The organism is Ktedonospora formicarum, from assembly GCF_016587355.1.
Classification (GTDB): Bacteria; Chloroflexota; Ktedonobacteria; order Ktedonobacterales; family Ktedonobacteraceae; genus Ktedonobacter; species Ktedonobacter formicarum.
Genome location: NZ_BNJF01000010.1, coordinates 174,948 through 198,829 on the forward strand (window position 1 = coordinate 174,948; position 23,882 = coordinate 198,829).

The 23,882-nt window shown below is 48.8% G+C and carries 24 protein-coding genes; 14 read left to right on the forward strand and 10 right to left on the reverse strand.

The window, feature by feature from the left end; translation table 11 throughout:
• Nucleotides 1-423: a hypothetical protein gene (locus tag K3T82_RS45150; RefSeq protein WP_220200010.1), complete on the forward strand. Its 423-nt coding sequence runs from the start codon at nucleotides 1-3 to the stop codon at nucleotides 421-423.
• Between the two features lie 25 nt (nucleotides 424-448).
• On the opposite strand, the gene K3T82_RS45155 is transcribed toward K3T82_RS45150, so the two are convergent.
• The 4 genes from K3T82_RS45155 to K3T82_RS45170 form a co-directional block, all read right to left on the reverse strand.
• Nucleotides 449-1,435 carry a Gfo/Idh/MocA family protein gene (locus tag K3T82_RS45155; protein WP_220200011.1) on the reverse strand — a complete coding sequence of 329 codons (987 nt, stop codon included), beginning with the start codon at nucleotides 1,433-1,435 and terminating at the stop codon, nucleotides 449-451.
• Nucleotides 1,432-2,463: an alcohol dehydrogenase catalytic domain-containing protein gene (locus K3T82_RS45160; protein ID WP_220200012.1), complete on the reverse strand. Its 1,032-nt coding sequence runs from the start codon at nucleotides 2,461-2,463 to the stop codon at nucleotides 1,432-1,434. Before K3T82_RS45160 ends, K3T82_RS45155 begins: the two co-directional genes overlap by 4 nt.
• 138 nt (nucleotides 2,464-2,601) lie before the next feature.
• Nucleotides 2,602-3,600, reverse strand: coding sequence for a LacI family DNA-binding transcriptional regulator (locus K3T82_RS45165; RefSeq protein ID WP_220200013.1), 999 nt, complete (start codon nucleotides 3,598-3,600; stop codon nucleotides 2,602-2,604).
• Between the two features lie 657 nt (nucleotides 3,601-4,257).
• Complete coding sequence (locus K3T82_RS45170; RefSeq protein WP_236031935.1) at nucleotides 4,258-4,584, reverse strand: Rrf2 family transcriptional regulator; 327 nt, start codon at nucleotides 4,582-4,584, stop codon at nucleotides 4,258-4,260.
• A gap of 456 nt (nucleotides 4,585-5,040) precedes the next feature.
• On the opposite strand from K3T82_RS45170, the gene K3T82_RS45175 reads away from it, so the two are divergent.
• The 5 genes from K3T82_RS45175 (at nucleotide 5,041) to K3T82_RS45195 (ending at nucleotide 10,411) form a co-directional block, all read left to right on the forward strand.
• Nucleotides 5,041-6,306, forward strand: coding sequence for an MFS transporter (locus tag K3T82_RS45175; protein WP_220200014.1), 1,266 nt, complete (start codon nucleotides 5,041-5,043; stop codon nucleotides 6,304-6,306).
• A gap of 168 nt (nucleotides 6,307-6,474) precedes the next feature.
• Complete coding sequence (locus K3T82_RS45180; RefSeq protein ID WP_220200015.1) at nucleotides 6,475-8,697, forward strand: ATP-binding cassette domain-containing protein; 2,223 nt, start codon at nucleotides 6,475-6,477, stop codon at nucleotides 8,695-8,697.
• Nucleotides 8,698-9,000: 303 nt separating this feature from the next.
• Nucleotides 9,001-9,393 carry a VOC family protein gene (locus tag K3T82_RS45185; RefSeq protein WP_220200016.1) on the forward strand — a complete coding sequence of 131 codons (393 nt, stop codon included), beginning with the start codon at nucleotides 9,001-9,003 and terminating at the stop codon, nucleotides 9,391-9,393.
• A gap of 134 nt (nucleotides 9,394-9,527) precedes the next feature.
• Nucleotides 9,528-9,848: an ArsR/SmtB family transcription factor gene (locus K3T82_RS45190; protein WP_220200017.1), complete on the forward strand. Its 321-nt coding sequence runs from the start codon at nucleotides 9,528-9,530 to the stop codon at nucleotides 9,846-9,848.
• A gap of 20 nt (nucleotides 9,849-9,868) precedes the next feature.
• Nucleotides 9,869-10,411: an SRPBCC family protein gene (locus tag K3T82_RS45195; protein WP_420799423.1), complete on the forward strand. Its 543-nt coding sequence runs from the start codon at nucleotides 9,869-9,871 to the stop codon at nucleotides 10,409-10,411.
• Between the two features lie 142 nt (nucleotides 10,412-10,553).
• On the opposite strand, the gene K3T82_RS45200 is transcribed toward K3T82_RS45195, so the two are convergent.
• Nucleotides 10,554-11,084: a hypothetical protein gene (locus tag K3T82_RS45200; protein WP_220200019.1), complete on the reverse strand. Its 531-nt coding sequence runs from the start codon at nucleotides 11,082-11,084 to the stop codon at nucleotides 10,554-10,556.
• Nucleotides 11,085-11,426: 342 nt separating this feature from the next.
• Here K3T82_RS45200 and K3T82_RS45205 point away from each other — a divergent pair, with 342 nt between their 5' ends.
• The 5 genes from K3T82_RS45205 (at nucleotide 11,427) to K3T82_RS50750 (ending at nucleotide 15,481) form a co-directional block, all read left to right on the forward strand.
• A complete protein-coding gene (locus K3T82_RS45205; protein ID WP_220200020.1) occupies nucleotides 11,427-12,794 on the forward strand; it encodes a serine/threonine-protein kinase in 1,368 nt (455 codons plus the stop codon).
• A 684-nt stretch (nucleotides 12,795-13,478) separates the two neighbouring features.
• The gene (locus K3T82_RS45210; protein WP_220200021.1) at nucleotides 13,479-14,234 is read left to right on the forward strand and encodes an SDR family oxidoreductase; all 756 of its coding nucleotides are present in this window, start codon (nucleotides 13,479-13,481) and stop codon (nucleotides 14,232-14,234) included.
• Nucleotides 14,235-14,510: 276 nt separating this feature from the next.
• Nucleotides 14,511-14,924 carry a response regulator gene (locus tag K3T82_RS45215; RefSeq protein WP_236031936.1) on the forward strand — a complete coding sequence of 138 codons (414 nt, stop codon included), beginning with the start codon at nucleotides 14,511-14,513 and terminating at the stop codon, nucleotides 14,922-14,924.
• A 237-nt stretch (nucleotides 14,925-15,161) separates the two neighbouring features.
• Entirely contained in the window at nucleotides 15,162-15,365 is a 204-nt protein-coding gene (locus K3T82_RS49555) for an SDR family oxidoreductase (protein ID WP_220200023.1), read from the forward strand.
• Nucleotides 15,366-15,403: 38 nt separating this feature from the next.
• Nucleotides 15,404-15,481 (forward strand): hypothetical protein, encoded by a 78-nt coding sequence (locus tag K3T82_RS50750; protein WP_420799424.1) that lies wholly within the window; start codon nucleotides 15,404-15,406, stop codon nucleotides 15,479-15,481.
• 102 nt (nucleotides 15,482-15,583) lie between these two features.
• On the opposite strand, the gene K3T82_RS45235 is transcribed toward K3T82_RS50750, so the two are convergent.
• The 3 genes from K3T82_RS45235 to K3T82_RS45245 form a co-directional block, all read right to left on the reverse strand.
• Nucleotides 15,584-16,021, reverse strand: coding sequence for a hypothetical protein (locus tag K3T82_RS45235; protein WP_220200024.1), 438 nt, complete (start codon nucleotides 16,019-16,021; stop codon nucleotides 15,584-15,586).
• A 391-nt stretch (nucleotides 16,022-16,412) separates the two neighbouring features.
• Entirely contained in the window at nucleotides 16,413-17,090 is a 678-nt protein-coding gene (locus tag K3T82_RS45240) for a hypothetical protein (protein ID WP_220200025.1), read from the reverse strand.
• A gap of 47 nt (nucleotides 17,091-17,137) precedes the next feature.
• Complete coding sequence (locus K3T82_RS45245; RefSeq protein WP_220200026.1) at nucleotides 17,138-17,941, reverse strand: serine/threonine protein kinase; 804 nt, start codon at nucleotides 17,939-17,941, stop codon at nucleotides 17,138-17,140.
• A 753-nt stretch (nucleotides 17,942-18,694) separates the two neighbouring features.
• Here K3T82_RS45245 and K3T82_RS45250 point away from each other — a divergent pair.
• Nucleotides 18,695-19,807: a pentapeptide repeat-containing protein gene (locus K3T82_RS45250; RefSeq protein WP_220200027.1), complete on the forward strand. Its 1,113-nt coding sequence runs from the start codon at nucleotides 18,695-18,697 to the stop codon at nucleotides 19,805-19,807.
• 192 nt (nucleotides 19,808-19,999) lie between these two features.
• On the opposite strand, the gene K3T82_RS45255 is transcribed toward K3T82_RS45250, so the two are convergent.
• Nucleotides 20,000-20,857 (reverse strand): LysR family transcriptional regulator, encoded by an 858-nt coding sequence (locus K3T82_RS45255; protein ID WP_220200028.1) that lies wholly within the window; start codon nucleotides 20,855-20,857, stop codon nucleotides 20,000-20,002.
• Between the two features lie 267 nt (nucleotides 20,858-21,124).
• On the opposite strand from K3T82_RS45255, the gene K3T82_RS45260 reads away from it, so the two are divergent.
• Both K3T82_RS45260 and K3T82_RS45265 read left to right on the forward strand, forming a co-directional pair.
• Nucleotides 21,125-22,063: a DMT family transporter gene (locus tag K3T82_RS45260; RefSeq protein ID WP_220200029.1), complete on the forward strand. Its 939-nt coding sequence runs from the start codon at nucleotides 21,125-21,127 to the stop codon at nucleotides 22,061-22,063.
• Between the two features lie 183 nt (nucleotides 22,064-22,246).
• On the forward strand, nucleotides 22,247-23,011 hold the full coding sequence (locus K3T82_RS45265) for an SDR family NAD(P)-dependent oxidoreductase (protein ID WP_220200030.1): 765 nt from the start codon (nucleotides 22,247-22,249) through the stop codon (nucleotides 23,009-23,011).
• A 443-nt stretch (nucleotides 23,012-23,454) separates the two neighbouring features.
• Here the strand turns inward: K3T82_RS45265 and K3T82_RS45270 are convergent, their stop codons facing one another.
• Nucleotides 23,455-23,604 carry a hypothetical protein gene (locus tag K3T82_RS45270; protein WP_220200031.1) on the reverse strand — a complete coding sequence of 50 codons (150 nt, stop codon included), beginning with the start codon at nucleotides 23,602-23,604 and terminating at the stop codon, nucleotides 23,455-23,457.
• Nucleotides 23,605-23,882 lie beyond the last annotated feature (278 nt).

The window sequence follows — 23,882 nt, forward strand, 5'->3', positions numbered from 1 at the left end:
ATGGACACATCCTTACCAGAGGGCTTTACAGCACGTCGGGCAACGCTGGACGATGTGCCAGCAATCTATCGCTTGCTTCAGTCACATGAGCGCGCGCTCTATGGCTATTCAGATAAATTCCTGGCGTATGTACAGGCAACATATTCTTCACCGACTCTCGATTTGGCGCGAGATTCCTGCCTGATCTTTGATCGCGTGGGACAACTAGCAGGTTCAATGCTCCTGGAACAGAGTATGTATACCAACTTTGCAGTAACCATCTGCGTAGCTCCATCTGAGCCTGACTCATATCTGGACGCCTATTTGTTGCGTTTGGCTGAGAGCAAGGCACGGGTATTGATGGCGCAGGCTCCGTATGAAAAAGGTATTGCGCTCCGAGACGGATTGCCCAGTTGGGTAAGAACAAGCCTTCTGAGCACTTAGCCAGAAGGCTTGAAGGTATCTTCTGCTATCTTATGGTTACCCGTTTGCCTGTTTCAAAGGATTGGATAGCGCCCCGGGCGAGCAGTAGCGCTCGCCGTCCAGCCGCAGCCTGCACAGGGGGCTCTTTGCCTTGTCTAAAGGCTTCAAGCAGCCTGTCCATATGTTGATCAAAAGTGCGGTGAAACTCGCGATCCAGATCATTGAAATAGCCTGCCTGCCAGACTTCACTCGTCTCGCTGCCCACGGCCTGGAAGGTATAGCGACGCACTGTGTCCTCGATGGTAATCCGTCCCTGGTCGCCATTGACCTCAACCCGGTGTGTATCAGGGTAGGAATACGACGTGTCATAAGAACCAACCAGACTCCCAACCGCATCATTCGCGAAATGTAAGGCCAGGACCAGAGACCGATAGCCTGCGCCCGTTTTATTGGTCATCTGAGCCATGATTGAGTCAATGGGGCCACAGAGAAACTCAAGCATATCAAAACCGTGGCATTGTGTTTCAATCAGGTTCGCGTGTGGATGATCGCTGGACCCTTCACCGCCAAAACGCCAGGTTGCGAAATTGAGTTCGCCAAGGCGTCCACCCTCAATGGCTTGCTTTGCCAATTGTACTGGCTGCGCGTACCGATGATTGAAATTGATGGCGAAGAAGAGCGAACGCCTGGCAGCCTCATTGAGCAGCGTATCTGCTTCATGCAGATCAAAGACCAGAGGCTTCTCTACCAGGAGCGGATAGCCTGCCTCGATCACGCGCAACGTAGCCTGGAAGTGCCCCTGATTCGGGAGGCAGAGGCTGACGAGGTCGGGTTGCTCCTTCTCCAGCATCTGGTCAATATCCAGATAGTAGCGCACCCCAAATGATTCAGCTCTGGCTTTCGTCTTTTCTTCTGTGCGCCCAACGATGGCACAGAAATCGATGTCCGGGTGAGCCGAGAAGATACGGGCATGTTGCAATCCCCAACCCCCTGCGCCGATGAGCGCGACCTTGATGGGCTTGACTTTACTCATTGTTCAACCACCACCTTTCCTGTCTTTCCCTGGAAAAAGAGATCAAAGGCTTCTTGAATCTCGCTCACATGGAAGGTATGAGTAATAATTTGTCGCAGGTAGCTCTGATTCTGGCGCAGTAATGTCAGGTTGTTCGCGAACTCATGATAGCGAAAGTATTCGCTCCCAAGTATGGCCCGCTCGGTTGAAATCAAATCTTGAGAGACTTGCAAGTGTAAATCCTCACCGTGACCAACACAGATCTGTACGCCGCGTTGTGCCAGAAGTTGCACACTACTCTGACGCGCGGCCCCTTTTCCGCTTGAATCTACCGCCATATCAAAACTGCTTATCCCATGTTTGCGTGCCCCTTCTGCCAGGGACATTGTTTTGAGGTCGACAGGTTTTCCACCCAGGCGTTCTGCCAGTTGCAAACGATATTCACTAACATCGGAGATGACCACGGGAATCTCCTGTCCAAGCACCAGTTTGACCATTGCCAGAATTGCAAGACCAATGGGTCCAGCGCCTGTGACAACCACTGATTCGATATCGGGGTGAACCAAGCGACTCCGTTGAATAGCATGACCACCTGTTCCCATGATGTCCAGGAGAAGGGTCGCATCAGCAAGAGCAAGGTCTGCATCAATGGGAAAAAAAATGTTTTCATGAATCAGTTCATATGAGCCATAGCCACCATCTTTATTGAAGCCCATATCGCCGCGCTTTTGCAAACACTGGTTGGTAAAGCCCTGGCGACAGGAGCGACAAGAACCACAGTAGTCCATCAGGAAGATTACGCCTGGGGTGCCAACAGGTGTTTGGGTGCCGGGGCCTGTGGCTGCGACGATACCTGTGGCTTCATGCCCTGGCGTGACCTTGGAGCCATGAAAGAATTGTTCCCTATCCGTACCACAGAGTGCGTTGGCCTTTACCTCAATCAAGAGTTGTCCTGGACCTGGCATCGGGACCGCTTTTTCAATGAAATCAATCTTCCGGTTACCCGTAAAATGTGGGACCCGCATAACGTTCGGGAATACCTTTTGCATCGTGCAAATTCCTCCTTGATAGAAAACAAGTCAGCACGTAGAACAGAATGACCAGTCATGCGGTAATATACATGATGCGTCCTATGCATAGAAACAAATGTTCTTAGCCTTAAACGAAGTTCTGAAGAACCCTTGTTTTTAACAGGACTCGCGCACAACCAATGTGACATCGAACATATAGGGTTTCATTGGACTATCTGGCTGCTGAATACGCTCCAAAAGGTAGCGCGCAGCAGTAATCCCAATTTCGTAAAATGGTTGCCGGATGGTGGTTAGTGTTGGATGGACAAGCGACGAGATGAATATATCATCAAAACCAATGACCGCAAGCTGATCTGGAACGGTAATCTTTTGTTGCGCCAGGTATTGGAGCGCCCCAAGAGCTGAAAGGTCATTGGCGGCAAAGAGGCAGGTGATTTCAGGATGAGCATATAAGAGCGTTTCCGCTGCAAGCCGTCCCTGGTCGAAGCGAAAATCCGCGTACGCGATTGGCAGGTTTTTTTGCTGGTCAACTTCTCCCAGAGATACATCTTGTCGTCCTATACTGTCCAGATAGGCCCGCAAACGCAGGTCCGAGAAACGCAGACCACGGGGCCCTGCGAGAAAGCCGATGTGGCTATGTCCTTGCTGTTTGGCCCAGTTCATAGCCTCCAGCGCCCCTTTATAATGATCAACCGTAATATGGGCCAGCCCTGATTCTTCGCCACGATCCACTACGACTGCGGGAATATTCGCTTTCTGTAATTTGTCTACTAATTCGGTTGCATTGGCCGGTGAGACCAGGATGCAGCCATCGACCGCCTGTTGGCGCAATGTGGTAATAGCGTGCAACTCGTTATGCCAGTCAGTATCCAGCACCATCATGGTATACCCATGCCGTTTGGCTTCATCTCCGATACCTTGGGCCAGCCCTGGAACAAAGGGATTGGTTAAATCATGCAGAACCACAGCAAGCGTCATCGTGCGTTTCGTCACCAGGGAACGCGCTGCTCCATTTGGAACAAAATGCAATGCATCTACCGCACTCCAGACCTTCTGGCGTGTCTCCTCACTAACATAGCCAGTGTTATTGAGAACACGCGAGACCGTACCCAGACCCACGCCTGCCAATTTCGCAATATCTTTAATCGTCGCCATGTAACTGAAATCCCCTGATGTGGAAACGTTTCCCTACAAAAAAGTATACTGGCAAAAGCGATATCAGTCAAGGGATAAGCAGATTCAGGGGAAAGAATACAGAAATCGCCTTCGTTGCCTGCCCAAGTTCTGAGATTCCATGAGCTTACATCATCATAGAACATCTATGAGAAGACGAGATTCGTGTTTAGTGTAGCAGAGACGCTTTCACTCGACATGATATGAGCAAGGAAGGAAGATACAATGCGCATGGATACGCTCTTCGCCCGCTTTGCACGATACGTGGCAAAAATTCTTGTCATCCTCTGGAATTTAGTTTAGCTGCTATTTTCATTCTTGCCTGATTAATCAGTGGACCATTCTTTCACTTTAGTGATACCTGTATCTTGCGCAATGTGTGCAATCACACCTATCCTATCAAGATACCAGTGATTAATGACACTACATATTCGCGAACGCTTCAATAACCGCAGCCAGAAGATAACAAAGAGATAACTAAGTGTAATTATAATGATTACACTTAGCTAAAAAGCCTCTTTCAAAGAGGCGGACTCTAGGATGAAGGAGTAAGTGTTTCACGTAACACGTCAGCAACTGTTACCTGGGCAAACTGCTGCTTCAGTGCGCGTTCACCATCCCCATAAAAGCGTTTCAAGGCTAGCTGAATACTTTTCCCACAGGACAGGCCTGGTTTGGCTGGCTGTGGTGCAATTCAAAGAGCTGCGATTGTTCGACTGCCTGATAGACATCCAGCAACGAGATTGCTTCTGGTGTGCGAGCCAGTTTCCAGCCAGCGCCTGTTCCGTGTTGCACAATGACCAGGTGGGCTTTTTCGAGCACACCTAGAATTCGTCGAATAACAACGGGATTGGTATTGACGCTAGCTGCAATCTGGTCCGAGGTCACAATTTCTCGTTGTCGCGCAACCAGGGCCATCCAGCTTAATGTATGCAGTGCGACGGTAAAACGACTATTAGCACTCATGTGTTCCTTCTCCTTATGTACCCATTACAGTTACACCCAGAAGCCTCTCTCAAGAGAGGTACATTTGAGTGTTAGGGCAACGCACGCGACTTGACAGCCAGTTTTGTTGTAGCTTATAATCCCACCGTATTAATTGTAATAATTTTCATTACAATTGATACGGTGGAGCGCAGTATATGCTAATGCAATGCTTGTACTCTGCCTGTTCCCATCCAGCAGGTGAGCAATGCACCACCAGCATCGACGCCAGTGTTTCCATAACAACCAGGTCGGAATTGGCTCATCAGCATTCCATAATCAATGAAACCAGACAGGCATGGTTCTTTTTTGCCTGTCGTTGTAACACATTTTGTTACAGTGGGAGAGAGGCATTGTTACCCAAATCAATGGTTTTTCTTTTCACCTTCAATTGTAACTATATTTGTTACACCATAGACTAAAGGAGTATTCTTTTACATGTCACAAGCACCGCTTTATGTCTCATCAGTCGAGCAGAAGCATTCAACAAGGATTAATCCGCGTATATTTCTGCTGGCGCTAGGGATGTTTGCCCTGGGCACGGATGCCTTTGTCGTGGCTGGCGTTTTACCCGTAATCGCCCGTGAGATGGGAGTGACAGAGAGCCTAGCGGGACAGCTCATCACTGCATTCTCACTCACATATGGTTTTGGCGCGCCTGTGCTAGCAGCACTCACCGGACACTGGTCACGCAATAAGGCGCTGCTTATCTCGTTGGGTGCCTTCTGTCTCCTTAATCTAGGCTCAGCTCTCGCTCCCAACTTTATTGTCTTGTTGCTCACTCGTATTCTGGTTGGGTGTAGTGCGGCAGTATTTGGTCCTCTCGCCTATACTATTGGCTCGACCCTGGCTCCGCCAGAGAAGCGAGGTAAGGCGCTCGCGCTGGTCGGGACCGGATTGACAATCTCTACCGTATTAGGCTCCCCACTGGGAACGTGGATTGGTGAGCACTTCGGCTGGCGTCTCTCCTTTGGTCTGGTAGCTCTGCTGGCTGGCATTGCCTTTAGTGTGCTTGTACTCTATGGTCTACCCAAAACTGCCTCGGCTCCGACAATCTCTTTGCGCGAGCGTATAGCACCTGTCGGAGAGCCACGTGTGTTGCTTGCTCTGATACCATCTTTACTGTGGAATCTGGGTATTTATGTGGTCTACACCTATATAGCACCATTGCTTCAACAGAATCTGCATACTTCTGATGTGAGCCCCTATCTGCTTGCCTTTGGCCTTGGTCCTGCATTGGGCAGCTTGATCATCGGTGTCGTTATTGACCGCATTGGTTCTACACGCCCAATTGCCATAGCACTCGTGGGCTTGCTTATCATTGAGCCTTTGATAGCGCTTACCACGCACTCGATAATGGGAGCATTAGTCATCCTCTTCCTCTGGGGTTCATGCGCGCCGATGCTCTTCACACCTCAGCAGCATCGCCTGCTCCATCTGACACCAGAACATGCTAATGTGATTCTCGCACTCAACAATTCAACATTCTACCTGGGTATAGCTGGTGGTGCGGCTCTGGGTGGGTTCGCCCTGCAAATGGTCTCTGTCACACAGCTTGGTTGGATTGGCGTGGTTTTCGTGCTCCTGGCTCTGGTCCTGTTTGCAGTTAGTATACGCTTGAGCAAGCGCAAAGTTGAGCTGTCTGAGAATCAAGAAATGTCTGGAAAGCAGGAGAGGGCGCAATTACTAGTCGCTCCTGAATAAGCCCATTGAAGGAGAGCAAGCGGGACGATGTTTAGCCCATTCTCCTGTGTTATACTGCTCCATTGTACAGCCAGGAGCGGAGATGCGAACGGGGTCTGTACAATGGCATTCCGATAGCGGAGGCCAGATAAAGCATGGTGAAAAGATTCAGAGGGAACAGATATCAGCATGGTTCAAGAATATATCGAGATTCGTGGTGCGCGCGAGAACAACCTCAAGAATGTCTCGTTGAGGCTGCCCAAGCGCAAAATCATCATTTTTACTGGCGTGTCTGGTTCGGGGAAATCATCGATGGTATTCGATACCATTGCTAACGAAGCACAACGTTTATTGTTCGAAAATTTTAGCATGTTTGTGCGCAACTTCCTGCCGCGTTATCCTCAACCAGATGCAGATGCGATTGAGAACTTGAGCATGGCGGTGCTGGTGGACCAGAAACGCCTGGGTGGGGGATCGCAGTCGACGGTAGGTACCGTTACTGATATCGCGACAGTGTTGCGTTTGCTCTTTTCGCGGCTCGGAAAACCGCATGTGGGCAATGCAAATGCCTTTTCCTTCAATGATCCCCAGGGCATGTGTCTGGAGTGTAATGGTCTTGGTCGCAAGATTGGCATTGACCTGGATGCTCTTATTGACACAACAAAGTCCTTAAACGAGGGTGCCGTCATTGCCCCAGGATTGGCCAGCGTGGAAAGCGAACTGTATGCACGTTCTGGCTACTTTGACAATGACAAAAAGGTAGCGGATTACACCACAGAGGAACTAGACTTACTTCTCTATAGTGAACCACGCAATCATAAGGGGCTGGCATACAACACCTATGAAGGCCTAGTGTACAAGTTCAATCGTAAATTCGTGGCGCGGGACATCCAGACGCTCTCGCCTCGCATACGACAAAAGGTTGAGCCTGCTTTGAAGCCCGGTCTTTGTCCACTCTGTAAGGGGGGGCGGCTCAATCAAGTGGCGCTGAACAGCAAGATTAATGGATATAATATTGCCGAGATGTCAGCAATGGAGGTCGATGATTTGCTGGAAGTGGTGAAGGCGTTCGACGATTCAGCTGCCGCCCCGATCCTACGCACGCTGACTGAGCGACTTCAGCATCTAGTCGATATCGGCCTGGAATATCTAAGTTTGGATCGACCCACCAATACCCTCTCTGGTGGCGAATCGCAGCGCGTCAAAATGGTCAAGCATCTCAATGGAAGCCTTGTGGATGCGATGTACATCTTTGACGAACCAAGCATCGGTTTGCACCCACGTGATGTCCACCGCTTAAACGAGCTCCTGGAGAAATTACGCGATAAAGGCAACACTGTGATTGTGGTTGAGCATGATCCAGATGTCATTAAGAGAGCCGATTACCTGGTTGATATGGGGCCATTGGCTGGCAGTGAGGGTGGGCACATTGTCTACGAGGGGGACTTCGCAGGTCTCCTGCAGGCGGACACGCTTACTGGTAATCATTTGCAACATACTCGACCGCTCAAAGAGATCTTCCGTCAGGCTCCGGGTGTTTTACCAGTGGTCCATGCTAGTGTCAATAACCTCAAAGATATCAGTGTGAATATTCCCACTGGCATCTTGACCGTGGTAACTGGTGTGGCTGGTTCGGGCAAAAGTTCGCTGATACATGAGGCCTTCCTCAAGCAGCATCCCGAAGCTGTTGTTATTGACCAAACATCTATTGGCACATCCAGCCGCTCAAACCCTGCTACCTATACAGGGATTATGGACGATGTTCGCAAAGCATTTGCGACGGCCAACCGCGCTGATGCTGGTCTCTTTAGCTATAACTCAAAGGGGGCCTGCCCCAATTGTCAGGGATTAGGTGTGACCTACACTGACCTGGGCTTTCTGGAGGGAGTCAAACTTCCCTGTGAGGTGTGCAGCGGGAAGCGCTTTAAAGACGAAGTCCTGGCCTATACCTTAAACGGAAAATCCATTGCCGACGTTCTCAGTATGACTATCCATCAGGCCCTGGAGTTTTTGAAGAATAAAGAAGTGCAGCCCAAACTTCAGGCCCTGAGCGATGTAGGACTGGATTATCTGACTCTTGGGCAACCCTTGAGCACCCTCTCTGGGGGCGAATGCCAGCGCATCAAACTGGCTAGCGAACTTCACAAGAAGGGCAACATCTATGTTATGGATGAGCCAACGACCGGGTTACACCTCTCGGATATTGGTCGTTTGCTCACCATCATGAATCGGTTGGTTGATGGCGGAAATACTGTGATTGTGATTGAGCATCATCTTGATGTGATTCGCAATGCCGACTGGATTATTGATATGGGTCCAGAAGGCGGCAAGAAGGGTGGCATGGTCATCTTCGAGGGAACGCCACGAGACCTCCTGGATGCCAAGCAGTCGCTGACGCGTCAGTATGTGTGATAAATGCGCGCTGACACTTCTGGTCAAGCGAGCATTACCGGCGTGCGTTTGAAATACAACCAGTAACGATAGTTTGAGGATATATAAGGACACTTACTCATCTTGCGAGTAGGTGTCCTTTCCTTTCTATGCCATTAGGGACTCAATAAGTTGTTGCCCGATTTTGATTTGTATATACCTTGACGCGTATATACGTATTGGGGTATACTACAGGTGTGGAACTTACGTTCGAGACAATGATAAAAGAGAAGACCTGAGAAGATAGCGCGGGCCAAACCGCGAACAAGAAAAAGGAGCAATGAGATGAAAATTAAATTAACTACGATCTATGTCGACGACCAGGACAAGGCTCTGCGCTTCTATACGGAGGTACTGGGCTTTACTAAGAAAGCCGATGTCAGCCAAGGCCCATTCCGTTGGTTGACTGTGGCCTCACCTGAGGAACCCGACGGCACTGAGCTACAGCTGGCCCTAAACAGCAATCCCGCAGCTCAGGCATATCAGCAAGCTATTTTTCAACAGAGCCAGCCTGCGGCGATGTTTTTTACCGATGATGTCAAGGGAGACTACGAACGGATAAAAGCCAATGGTGCTGAATTTACAATGGCGCCGACCGATGTGACCGGTTCGACCATTGCCATGCTCAGCGACACCTGTGGCAATCTCATACAGCTCACCCAACTGGTACGCTATTAAGGGTGATCATTCAGCGAAGTCGCAATCTGGTGGGTGCTGGTGATTGCTCTATCCATTCGCTGACTAGAACAGTTGCCTGGTGGCTGCCTGTATATACCTTGACAAGCATATGCTCTGTGGAGTATACCAATCGAATGGAATCAGTGTTCGAAATCATAGCGGAGCCAAATCGCCGCGCGATATTGAGTCTTCTGGCCTTGTCACAACTATCGGTTGGAGAGATCGCGCATCAGCTTCATATGCCGCAGCCAACTGTGTCAAAGCACCTGCGAGTGCTGCGTGAGGCCGGTTTCGTGGAATCCACGGTGGACGCACAACGCCGCCTCTACCGGCTGAAACCTGAGCCACTTCAGGAGGTAGATGTCTGGCTGGCTCCGTTCCGCCTGTTCTGGTCCTCTCACCTGGATGCTCTCGAACGCCACCTCGATCACATGGATCAATCAACACCAACATAAATAAAGAAAAGGAGCAGATGATGACTGATCGCGAGCACTATACCCCAGGCCCAGCCAACGGGGCGCAGATACAAAAGGACGGAGAGACATGGACGCTCATTCTTGTCAGAGAACTGCGTCACTCGCCAGAGAGAGTCTGGCAGGCGCTTACCGACCCGGCGCATCTGCGCGAGTGGGCTCCTTTTGATGCTAATAGGAGCCTGGAGATGGTTGGAGCCGCCGTGGAACTCACCACTATAGGTGCACCTACGCCGCAAGTTTCCGAAACAACAGTGACACGTGCCGACGCTCCCAGGACGCTTGAGTATAACTGGGGTGGTAACAATATCCGGTGGGAACTTGAAGCCATTGGTGATGGCACACGTTTGACGTTGTGGCATGACATTGATCGCCGCTTCATCTCAATGGGGGCAGCCGGATGGCACATTTGTTTTGATGTTCTGAATTACCGTCTCAGTGGAACGCCCATCGGGCGCATCGTTGCTGGTGAGGCGATGAAGTTTGATTGGCCTCGACTCAATTCGGAGTATGCCCAGCAATTCGGTATCAAAGCCCAAAGCTGATTAGCTGCCTGCGTCAATTATTCGCTATGATGCCGAACAACCTTCCAGGCTCGATCTGGGAGGTTGTTCGGCTATATATATATGATGCATCCTTCATTCGACCGCCGATGTTTTCCACATATCTTTTGGTTCTCGTGAGCATTTAATCCTCATAATAGCGCGTTGAAACTCTGAGCTTTATGCGATCTAGTTTTCGCCCACCCTTTCCAAAGAGTTCCAGATCATACGAGCTATCTTCACGAGGAAAGTAGAGTTTGTGCTTCTGCCCTGGCTGCAATAACAATCCTTGCCCACGCAATTTCCTTGGGATCTCTCCACTGCCATTGCCCACACACAATCGAACCTCTGCTTCCAGAGCATTCTCAAAGCAATACCATCCGGAAGTTGCGATGACAGCAAAATAACCCTCTTCCATCCCTTCCTGTGTAAGGCGGACTTTCACGGGATTGAGCCGACGAGATAGGCGTGCGTACGTTTCTACACCCACTACCCCAAATAACGTCGCGTACTCCCTCAGCAATCCGAATGGGTATCGGAGCAGCCAACGAATTAGACGGAAGGGTACCTCAATCATGATCCAGATAGGGAAGAGGACACACCCCTCGATATATCTCTCCCGACGACTGGCGCTATTGTAACGCTGATACCTGCTGGAAGGATCGTCACTTCGCATGGATATTCTCCTATGAACAGGCGACTCTGGAGCAACATCTGAATGAACATAATCCCGAGTATCTTTGTTCAACAATCAATAGGCAAGAGGACTATTTAGATGAGTTCCTTCTAGGGGATAAAATGCTGAGCTTTGTTTTTCATAAAATGCGCTTGATCGCATATTTATTCTCATCAATACCATTTGGCTACATTTACACCCTGAAAACAATCACATGGTATATTTCCTATGTTGTATTTATGAACTTTTTCTTCATTTTACAGCCATGGAGAGATGAGTTTGCAAGCCTTTTCGTCTTTAGACGATCATTTCTACTAAATATTTTATTAAGAGGTTTTACAGATGGATCAAGTATTTCGTGACTATCAGCTTGTTACAGCGCTTGCCAGGAAAACAACGAGTAGCCTCTACCTTGCCCAACAACTTACAGATACTACGGAAAAGGTTATTATCAAGTTCTTTAACGCCATTGGGGCAAAATTTGAACAAGAGCGGTTTGAGGATGAAAGCGATCAGATCTCACAACTGCAGCATCCTTATATTGTACCTCTACTTGAAGCCGGGTTTGATGAAGAGCGCCCTTATTTGATCAGCGCATATGTATCTGGTAATTCATTGCGGCATCGTATGATGACTCAATCGGCAGACCCCTTGCCTTTCGATAAAGCAATATCTACCTTGGTACAGGTAGGGCAGGCCCTCGCATATGCCCATGCACAAAACATTGTGCATGCAAATCTCAAACCTGAAAACATTCTCTTTAATAATCAAGGCGTGGCATTGTTGGCTGACTTTACCCCTTTGAGTCTCATGGAGAGGTATTTGCCTTTATCTCGACTCGATCTCCTGCATGCACGCTCCATGCCTCCCGAACAATTCGCAGGCACATATACCAGGGAGAGTGATCAATATGCATTTGGTTGCCTGGCATATGAACTGCTGACTGGACAGCCCCCTTTCCCAGCTGGTGACTCAACAACAGAGCAAGAGTACAAAGCTCCTACTCCCCTCATCCAGATTATCCCTGATATACCGCAACATGTCGATGCTGCGGTGCTCAAAGCATTAGCAAAAGAGCCGACTGAACGCCATAAGAGCATTATAGCTTTTCTTGAAGCACTTACTGCATCATCTTGGGATATGATAACGACCCCATTTCCAGAGGAAATACTACTTTCAACTGGGAAAATGAATCAGGCTCCATCCTGGCCTTCTTCTCCCCAAATGAATAGAGACAATGGGAGTCTTACGCTACCAGATAACGAAATAACGACAAAGCGGCTAGCCCTTGGAAGAACTCCTATACCTTATCAAGCACCATCATCTCACCCGAGGAGAAAAAAGGTCGCAATCGGAGTGGGAGTGACTGTTGTCATGGTTTGCTTACTTCTACTTTGCGTTGGTGTTGTCCCTCGCGTGTTTTTCTCACAAGATCAATCAAAGCAAAGTTATGAGCAAGCAACACCTACATCAGAGACAGCCCTACAAACGACTCCGACGCAGCAACCATCTGCAACCGCTACAGAAGCAAAGTCATCACCGACTGTGGCTCCCTCCCCTACCAAGGCCAAGCCATCACCGACTGTAGCTCCGTCACCAACTGTGGCTCAGCCTCCTACGGCAACGCCGACTCACCCTAAACCCACGCCAACTTCTGAGCCAACGCCTACTCCTACACCCCAGTGCCAATGCCTACTTTGTTTGTGTTGATGGTTTTATAAAAAGAGAGGAGTGGAAGGCTGTTCCTGTAGTATTTCTGCGCAGCACACAATGAAGAATATTTGTAAATATCGATGTGTATGCGCCAGGAAGAGGAACTCTATTTCCCATTTCCAGAGGCATTCTTGCGATTTTCATGTGAACATAATATTGTGCTCACATGAAAATCGCAAGAATGCCTCTTTTTATACGATGTCAGGGCTTCTCATTCAAGTCCCCAGCAAGAATGCCATTTTGGATCTGATGTAACACCACATATTCATTGACCATGCGTTTGGGTGAGCCTTTAGTAGAGCATCATTCATATGGAAATAGATTCCGAGTCTCTTGACAGCCCTTTATCGGGGATATACAATGTCCTTAAGGATAAAATATATCCTTAATAAAAATGTATAGTTGTTTTGTGTTGAATGTGTTTCGTCGCATATCGCAATTGCCAGAGCTCATTCAATAGTTCATGGCATTAAGCAGCACGGAAATGGAAAGTGTAACCGCAGCACGATCACGAATCCGCATATCTATAGATGTGCTTCTATATGGGATTGCATGTGACTCTGGTGAGTTATTGATTGGTGAGAGAGGTGCTAGTAAGGCTCTTAGACTTTCCATGTTCAACAGAATAGATGTTTTGACGTCCTCTTCTGCGGATTGGATGAGGATGATAGGAGGTTCTGTATGAAGATTGTGGTTATTGGTGGTAGCGGTCTCATTGGGAAAAAACTCGTGAGCAGGCTTCTTGAACGCGGCCACCAGGCTGTTGCGGCATCGCCTCGCACAGGTGTCAACACGATTACAGGTGAGGGATTAGCCCAAGTGCTTGAGGGTGCTCAGGTGGTTGTTGATGTGGCGAATGCACCTTCATGGGAAGATCAGGCCGTTTTAGCGTTTTTCGAGACATCGAATCGTAATCTCCTGGCTGCAGAAGAGGCTGCTGGTGTGAAACATCACATCGCGCTGTCAATTGTTGGTACTGACCGTCTTCCCGAGAACGGATATTTTCGAGCGAAGGCAGCCCAGGAAAAGCTGATCAAGGCTTCTCGTGTTCCCTATACCATCCTTCGAGCAACGCAATTCTCTGAGTTTGTCGGTGGTATTGCCCAGGAGGCCACTGAGGGACAAACGGTTCGTGTATCAACTGCGTTTATACAGCCGATCGTGTCTGATGATGTTGCGGCTGCACTCTCAGATGTCGCGCTTGAGGCGCCTGTAAATGGCATGATTGAACTGGCTGGTCCCGAGAAGATTCATTTCGGTGAATTCATTCGTCGCTTCCTGGACGCAACTAATGATACCCGTCAGGTAGTCACAGATGCTCATGCGCGCTACTTCGGCTCGGAGCTGGAAGATAACTCTCTTATTCCAGGTGAAAATGCGCGGATCGCCCCAACTCGCTTTGAGGAATGGCTTAACCGCTCCGTGCCTCAAAAGTAAGCCCTGGATCTACAACCAGTCTTAACAAAATTTATTATCGCTATCCATTCATATGTGATTCCTTTCTTCGACGTAAACACGTAAAAAGAGTTTAAGAAAGCGAATCACATATGTATTTATGAGAGGGAAAGTTCTTTTTCCAGCTTAGAAATGGGCTGATATGTTGTCTCTGATATCGTCAAGCACCATAGGGGAACCATCACAGTAGAGAGCGAACGAGATTATGGATCGACTGCTCATGTGATGCTTCCCCAGGAAAGTCCTTGAGGAACGCATATGACAAATCTCCAGCATATGACAAATCTCCAATACGTAGGGAGTGAGAGATCGCTTGTCAAGAGTATTCTTATTGTTGAAGATGATCCCATCCTTGGTGATATTCTGCTAGAAGTGCTGCACAGTGAGGAGATCTATCAAGGGTTTCTGGCTCCAAGTGGTGAGATGGCACTCTCCATAGTGGATACGATCTCGCCCGCGTTGTTTCTACTCGACTATCGACTCCCTGGGATGGATGGTTTGGAACTTGCTGCCCAATTGCGGCGAAGAGAAGCAGGCGAACTGAAGCCCATTCTCCTCATGAGTTCCAGTTTGCCTTGTGAAAGCAGTCTTCTTGAAGATATTAGAACCCTCCAGAAGCCCTTTGACTTAGAGAAGCTTATGCAATTGATCGAGGAGCTTCTTGCCTCCTAGTCACAATGGTTCTGGAGGTGGAAAAGAGCTGTTGGTTGCAAGGGAAGTGAAAAGCACGACGAAAGATGCCTGGTATGTGCTCATCTTCCTCAAGTAAAAGGAGTGAATACTCATGACTCCACCACCACACCGTAATCAGGCTCGTTTTGAATGTATTAGGACCTACATGGCTGAGTAAAGCCGCGCTGGAGACCTTGACGAAGAGCAAAGGAGCCATTGTGAACATCTCAAGTACCTATGGTCATCGGCCTATGGTGTGCGGCTAGTAAGGCTGCTATTGAGCATTTAACCCGTTGTTGGGCGTTTGAGCTAGCACCTCATGGTATTCGGGTAAATGCTGTTGCTCCTGGTACGACCGCCACGCCAATCCTAGAGCGAACCGGGTTTTCAGCCTCAGCGATTGAAACGATTGAACAGACCAAGAGTACCTCAACCCTTTAGGGCGCAGAGGCATCCCAGAGGATATTGCACCCTGGATTATCTCGCTTTCTGATCCCGCAGCAACATGGATGGCTGGGCAGGCCATCACGGTTGACGGAGGGCTTGAATTGATATAAAAGACGTGCTAGGGGTTGCCCATACGCAGAAACGCGCCAAAAATATTGGCGCGTTTCTGCGTATGGGTTATTATTTTAGTGTCTTCTGTTAATAGAGATGTCTCAATTTGCTGGACCTGCCAATATCGATACATGATAGGTGAGCATGGCGTCAGCGTGGATATCAATTGCGAGCATGATCACAAGCACAGGATGTGCTCCCTGCTGATACACATGGGCATGTTTAATCTCTTTATATACATGTCTGGCATTATGCGTTGTGAAGGAGACAAACGCTGTTGTTGAGATAATATTTAAAGGAGTATCATTATCGGCATGTAGGGAGAGGAACTGTCGATCATTCCCCGGAATGATAAACGAAAGTGGGGCTTCTGGAATCGTTCCATCATTGAAGCCTCTTTGCTCTACGACACGTCCGGCATCCGCCATGATGATGCCAGTACAAATGAAGAGATGTGTGGCTGGTGCTGGTCCGACGACCTGTGCCTCTATCGCCTGACATGTTTTCACTTCCTTGAGTCTATGTTCAATGATTATCATATGCTATCTCCACTCTGTGGCATAGGAATTATGCGGCTTATTGGTAGCTTTAATAACCAAACAAGCTGTATCTATTCTCTAAACGCCCCCTCCATCCGGAAATATCTCATCAACTCGTCGCTCCAAGAAGCATCCCGGTGCGTACGTATGATAGCTTGTGTGGCACAGTGCGGAGGTGTTTTGTATGTGGATTGTGGCTATGTGAGCGACAGAGTGATGACAATGCTTTCAAGAATCTCGCACGGCTGACAGAATGCAAGAACTGCTGTGCGTTTTGGATATGCTTTCCCTGATCAGAGGATAGCTAATTATCTATTTCCCTCCACCTCAAAGGAGCGTGCGTCTGCCATTACATTGGCTTCTTCACGCTCCTCTGAAATGTTCTTCCACACTAACAAAATAACCAACAGGGAGTGGGGGTTGGCTTTGGCGTATGAGTTGGTTTGGGCGTTGGTGTAGAAGGTGGTGGAGTAGGAGTGGGGGGCGGCTTTGTGGGTGACGGTGTCGGACTTGGGGTCGCGGTAGGAGTTGGTTTCACCTCATGAGTCGCCGTTGCTGTGGGCTGAATTGATGGTTGCGCAGTGGGTGTCCCGTGTGTTTGTGTCACGGTAACAGCTGGTATAGTGGGTGTCTGCTCAAGACCCTGTTTTGTGTCTGATTTGGGGAGCAATAGAGGTAAAACACTGACACCAAGTAAAAGCAAACAAATAAAAGAAATCGCTATCCCTATGCCTACCACAAGTCCTTTCCTCCGCCGCATATGCATTTGTTTCTCAGCAAGAGGTTTCCATTGTGCGTTTGCATCCACCTCTGGCGAGACACTTCGCAAATAATGTGGGGTCTGAGGTATCAAAGGAGGAGGCATCACAGGCATTGGAGAGGAAGCCAGCATCGTGGCTGACGTCGTATTGCTACCCCCTGCTCCTACTGGTATTGCCACATTCTCTTTGGGATTGCTGGCTGGCAGTATCGCTAGCCCACTTTTCTCTGAAAATGGCCTTTGAAGTTGATTATTCTGAACATTTGTTGGATGAGGTGGTTGCAAGGATGAAGCTTCAAGCTCATCCATAGAACGAGCAGACATCATACTCTCTGGGGATGAAGCCGTTGTGATTTTTAAGGAATATGCGGTAAGCGCTTCCATAAAGGCGGCAACGCTTGCGTGACGTGCGCTTGGCTCATTTGCCAATGCTTTACATACTGCAACATCGACATGCTGGGGAGCCCAGGAATTATCTGTGTCAGCGGTGTAGGATGTTCTGAAGTGCGTTTGAGTTGACCTGTAGAAAGAGCTATAACTGTAAAAGGAGACTGCCCAGTCAGGATTTCATATGCTATGCAGCCTAACGCGTATTGATCGCTTTCCATACTCTCCGTGCCAGCCAATTGTTCTGGGGCCTTATAGCGAGCGCTCTGTAGGTCTGGTTGCTGGCGAGATAAATAGTCCTTCGTAAGGCTGGAAGGGATAAAATCAGCCAGTAGCGCCTGGTCCTGGGCATTGAAGAGTACATTTTCGGGTTTTATGTTTGTGTGCAAAATATTCCATGCGTGAGCATACCCAAGTGCTTGCCCTAATTGGACAATGGTGAGCAAGGCTTTGGCTAAAGGAAAGGGGCGCGGTTGCAAGGCCATAATGCGATTGCGTAACGAATCACTAGGAGCGTACCCACTTACGAGATAAGGATGCCCCTGTTCAATTCCTCCACTGTGAAGAGGCAAAATAAAGGGGTGGCGAAGATGGGTGATCTGGTTGATTTCTTTCTGGAAATGCTCTTGCACGAAGTCAGCTGAAATAGAGTCAAAGATCCTGATAACGACATTCTCTGTGGATGCTGCAATGGGTTGGGCAAGATAGAGACAACTAAATGCTTTTCTGGAAAGCTGAGTGACAAGCTGATAGTCACGAAATATCTGATTCATCTGCAAAACCTCTTGTTGGTGCGCGTCGCTGCGGAGGCTTCATACCTACGACGATACGGTATTGTATCAGATTGCCAGATATTTAGGCAGCCTGCTCGGAATCTATAGCCCTCATAGGCCATTGTCAATCAGTTGGGAACAAGGAAATACTGCGTCGATACATTTGTCCATCTCAAGAGTGCTCGAAAGAAACTCGTTAGAGCAACCAATTAACCGTCCATTGGGACTTGATACGTCTGAACCATTGTCAGATGACATGGCAAGAATGATGGTTTTGTCTTTTTCTGTGAGATTATCAGAAGAAACTCCTCTTCGCACTGGCTAGAAGTTGATGAACTGTTTGTATACTACCGCTGGTTACAATGGGTATATATGCTGGAGGAGAGGAAAAGCGCTGTGATACAAAAAAACGTATTTTGGTGGGCAATGCAAAAGAAGAGAGTCGCTCTAATTATAGGCGTCATAGTGTGCATCAGTTTCGTCGTTCTCTTACAATATCAGACGCCGAAGTCTCTGTGGGCATGGACACAACTCCTCATTGTACCTCTTGTGCTTGCTCTTGGTGGTTTCTTGCTCAGTTATACTGTCAGTAAGAATGAGCAAGAAAAAACTGAACACCAGTATCGAAATGATCACAAAATTGCCAGGGACAAACAGAGAGAAGACATACTTCAAACCTATCTGGATCATATGTCAGATTTGCTATTGAAAGAAAGTTTACGAATATCTCAGCCAGATTCTGAGGTTCGTATTGTGGCACGAACAAGAACAATAGCCGTCTTACGTCAGCTTGATGCGCCCCGCATTAATCAGGTATTCTCCTTCTTACGAGAAGCAAAGCTCGTGACAGCTCAGCAAGGAGAAAGTGTCATTTCTTTCAGTGGCGCAAATATGAGAGGCCTGGATCTCAAAGAGTGTTGTGCCTATGAGATTGATTTTAGCTTCGCCGATCTGAGTGAAGCCAACTTCAGTGGAGCTGATCTCAATCTTGTCAACCTGCGTGGAGCCAATATGAGTGGAATTGACCTGAACGGAGCCAATCTGAGCCAGGCCGATCTGAGCGGAGCCAATCTCGTCGGAGCCAACCTTTGTCAAGCCAACCTGAGTGGTACTGATCTGAGTGGTACTGATCTGAGTGGAGCTGACCTGAACGGAGCTAACCTTAAGCTTGCCGACCTGAGCTTCTCTAACCTGAGCAGAGCTGGCCTCATCGAAGCTAATTTCAGCTTTGCCAACCTGAACCAGGCCGATCTGAGCGAAGCACGCTTCAGTAGAGCTGACCTCAGCAGAGGTCATCATCTTATCGAAGCTAATCTGAGTGAAGCTGATCTGAGCGGAGCTAACCTCAGTGGTGTTAGCCTGAGTGGAGCTGACCTGAGCGGAGCTGATCTGAGCGGAGCCGACCTGAGCGGAGCTAACCTCAGTGACGTGAGCCTGAGTGGAGCCGACCTGAGTGGAGCCAATCTGAGCGAAGCCGATCTTTGCAGAGTCGACCTGAGTAGAGCCGATCTGAGTAGGGCCAATCTGCGTGAATCCGATCTTATTGAAGCCAATCTGAGCGGAGCTGACCTTAGCAAAGGGGATCTTTGTAGAGTCGACCTGAGCGGAGCTGATCTCAGCAAAGCTAATCTGAGTGAAACCAATCTACATGAGGCCAATTTGAGCAGAGTCAACTTCAGTGAAGCCGACCTGAGCTTTGCCGACCTGAGCGGAGCTGATCTGAGTGAAGCCAACCTGAGTGAAGCCAGCCTGAGTGAAGTGAGCCTCAGCGAAGTGAACCTCACTGATGCCAAGGTCTCCCAAGCCGTAAACATTTCATCAGAGGATCAGCTGGGGAAAGCGAAGGCTCAGTCCTTAGTGGAGTGATCAATCAGAAATCCGGTTTGTCGATGTTCTCTTTATCAAATGCCATAGGCTGGTCAGGCGGAAAGACATTATTGCTGTAGGTAACCTTGACCAGCTTCCTGTGCTTGTATTCCGGCTTCTTTCGTTCCCTTCTGGTTGGCGAAGGATGACCCTGGCGTATCTTCCGTAAAGCTTTGAAATGGAACACTCTGATCAGATATTTTCTGCATGATGGAAAAACGCTTCCATTGCAGGAGTGAGAGATGCAGAAGAACGCACCGCCAGACCTAACTCTCGATGGATGGGCGGATCAAGTGGCAGGGCTTGTAAATGTGACGTATCTACTGATAAGGAAAGTCGTGGTACAATTGTTACCCCCAGCCCTTCCTGAACCATCGCAAGGATGGCTTCAGTCTCACTTGCTTCAAAGGCGATATGAGGGATGACTCCAGCTCGTTCAAAGATCGTTCTGATAAGAGGTTCGCATCCCCCCTTTGGCATAATAAAGGGATCTGCCGCAATCTGCTCGATCTGAATGGTCGTATGTTGCACCAATGCATGATCGGGAGGTAAGAATGCAACAAGCTCATCAGTAACAAGAGGAATGGTATCAACGCCAGTGACGGGTAGGATAACGACACTGATATCAACGGCACGTGAGATGAGCCAGTCATAGACCTCCTGATTGGTTCCTTCCAAAAGGGTGATGGTAATACCTGGGTACTTTCGGCGGAATGAGCCAAGGAGTGCAGGCAGAACCCCCCTGGAAACACTGGAAAAGCTTCCTATGCGTAGTTTGCCTGTCGCTATTCCCCTCGCTGCTGCCATTTCCTGTCGAATGCATTCTGTCTGATCGATGATGGTGCGAGCACGCATAAGCAATTGCTCACCAATAGAGGTTGTGATCACCCCTGCGCGCTGACGTTCTAGTAGAAGAACTCCCAACTCTTTCTCCAGAGAGGCAATGGCATGACTGACTGCCGATTGCGTCATATACAATTGCTCGGCTGCGAGTGTAAAGTTACCCTTTTCCACAACCACCAGGAAGACGTGAAGCTGTGTAAGCGTCATATGAGTAAACCTTCATGACTTATATGAAAACTATGAATTGGACACATAGAAGAACTTGCTATATTCTAATGGAAACGGCGGAAGAGGGCAAGATACTCTCAATCCTCTCCATGAAATGCGAGAGGAAAACTACTCCTGGTGATGGGAGTTCCAAGAGTGGGAATACCGCCATCTGAGATGAGGGCCAAAGCTGCTGCCACGAGGTGGCGAATGGCTGAGTATTCTAACACATCAATACACAGAAAAAAGGTATCGAGGAAGGAGAACATGTATGCAAACAAAAGAAGTTGGAGTTTTACTGGTGCTCTCGGCGTTTTGGGGGCAGGCTTTCTCTTTATTCGTATCGCTGCACCTGTCCTGGGACCGATTCCCTTGATGGCGATGCGCGTTTTGTTAGCCGGACTTTGTTTGCTTGTATGCGCGCTTGTGACTCGTACGCGGCTAGAGTGGCGGAGCTATTGGCGACATTACCTCGTCATAGGAATCATCAATGCAGCTCTCCCTTTTACCTTGATTGGTATCGCAGAACTCTCTCTCCCCAGTGGGCTTGCGGCGCTACTTAATGCGACCACCCCACTCTTCGGAGTGCTGACTGCTGTTCTCTGGATGAAGGAGACCATGACCCTCAAGAAGATTGTGGGGCTGCTCCTGGGTTTCCTGGGGGTAAGTATCCTGGTTGGCTGGAGCTCAATTCCCTTTTCATTGGAGCTTCTCTTCTCGGTTGGAGCTTCGCTAGCAGCCGCTGCCTCCTATGGTATTGCCAGTGTCTATATTAAAGTTACCCTTGGGAACAAGGTGAGTTCACTCGCAACATCAACATGCAGTCAATTCTTTGCGGCTCTCTTTTTGGTCCCGCTGGCGCTGGTCGTATCTCCAATACACATACCAGCTCCCAGTGTGTTGCTAGCAGTTGCAGCACTGGCTCTCCTTTGTACTGCGGTCACCCTTCTGCTCTATATCTGGTTGATTGCGCACGCTGGTCCAACCAAAACGCTCATGGTAACATTCCTGGCTCCCATCTTTGGTATTTTCTGGGGCATGTTGTTCCTGAAAGAAGCTTTCACTCTGAGCTCGTTCATTGGCCTTGTGATCATTCTCGTTGGAGCTGGCTTGGTAACCGATCTATTGTTCCGCCGCAATCCTAGACGTATCAATCAGCAGTTGTCTGATCAGAAGCAGAAAAGCTTAGAGGGCATTCCCAACTAATTTTTTAGGTTTGGATGATGTGTTATTGGAGCCAGAAAGTACACCATGTGATGAGCACACTTTAGAGATAGTGAGTGACTTCACGAAAGGACCTGTGCCAATTGAAGGGCGCGCTGACACATGCTAAGCATGCTCGCCCGATAGAAGAAGGTTCTCTTCCTGACGAAAGGAGCGAACAATAGTATGACAACGAATTTTAATTTGCATGGAAAGACAGTCCTGGTCACAGGTGCTTCCCGTGGCATTGGTGCTGCAACTGCCCATGTGCTTGCAGCGCAGGGGGCCTATGTGATTGTGCATTATGGGCATGATAGGGTAGCTGCAACGGCGGTTCTTGCTGCTATAGGTGGTCAAGGGTCCCTTGTTCAAGCTGATCTAAGTGATCCTAATGGAGCCTCTCATTTGTGGAAGGCAGCTGAGAGGGCAACCGGTCAAATCCATGCTCTTGTGAACAATGCTGGCCTTCTTCTGGAGGCTCGCGTTGAAGAGGATCTTGCGACATGGCAGCAAACGTGGTACCGCGCGCTCCAAATCAATTTGCTTGCCCCTGCCGATCTATGTCGATTCGCCATAGAGCATTTTCGTCAGCATGGCGGTGGAAAGATTGTCAACATCGCGAGTCGCGCCGCGCACCGTGGAGAGGCACCTCACTATATGCCCTATGGTGCGGCAAAAGCAGCGCTTCTGAACCTCACCAAATCCATTGGGCGAGGATTCGCGCACGAAGAAATTACTGCTGTTGCAATCGCGCCAGGATTCGTGCATACAGAGATGGCGCAAGAGTATATTGATAAATATGGCAAAGAGGCAGCTGTGAGCGATATTCCATTGGGAGAAATGGTGGCACCTAGCGAGGTTGCAGATCTGATAGCCTTTGTACTCCAACCAGGTCAATCTTCACTCAATGGCGCAACGCTCGACATTAATGGCGGCAGTTATGTGCGTTAGCAAGCCTTGACTCTACAACCATCATGGTAACCAGAAAATGAGATTGCCATTTGTCACTTTACGCTCGAGTAGGCTCCGAGTAAAAGCCAACCGGAGCCTACTCGGGCGTAAAGCTGGTTACTCAGATTTTGGCGCTGTTTCTTTTATATGCTCTTTTGGCATCTGTTCTATGTTTTTGTTCAGGCGTAGGCTTATAAACAGCAGTAGTATAGCAAGTAAGGTACAGCCCTCTCCAATCCAGCCTAGCTGGGTCACTGCAATGGCATGGAGAACCAGCCCTCCCATAGCTGCCCCTCCAGCCGTTCCCAGGTAAAACATGGAATTATTCAGAGCCAGGATCACATTCGTATGTTAGTGCTCGCACTCAAGAGGCAATGTTGTTGCGGAATGAGAGGCAATGCACCTGATATACCCCAGGTAAAGAGCATCAATAACCCTTCTACCTATGAAGTTGTAACTAGCGGCAAGACAAGCTCTATAATCAATAACAACGCCAGAGCGATCAGTAACGAACATTTTGGCCCCACGCGATCCGCGATCCGACCTCCCAACCAGCTGTCAAGAATGATCCCCAGACCAAAGGCAATCAGCATACCGCTAATATCTACAAGAGGCGCTCTCTGATGCCGGGAAGACGATCAGTTTGGAAATTTCCTCTGAATGAGCAGGATGACTAAGAGGTATACCTCTCAATGATGTTATCCTGCCGAGCGGTATTGTAAAATGTATCAGCGCTCTTGGCTGGCTGGTTAATGAATCTCTTGGTCGCCGCCGCATCTCTTGATGTCACAGGATAGGTGGGGCAGATGAGAAATCAAGTACGCACATTGATGTACGATACTTACAGACGTGATAGGATAGTTGTTGATGT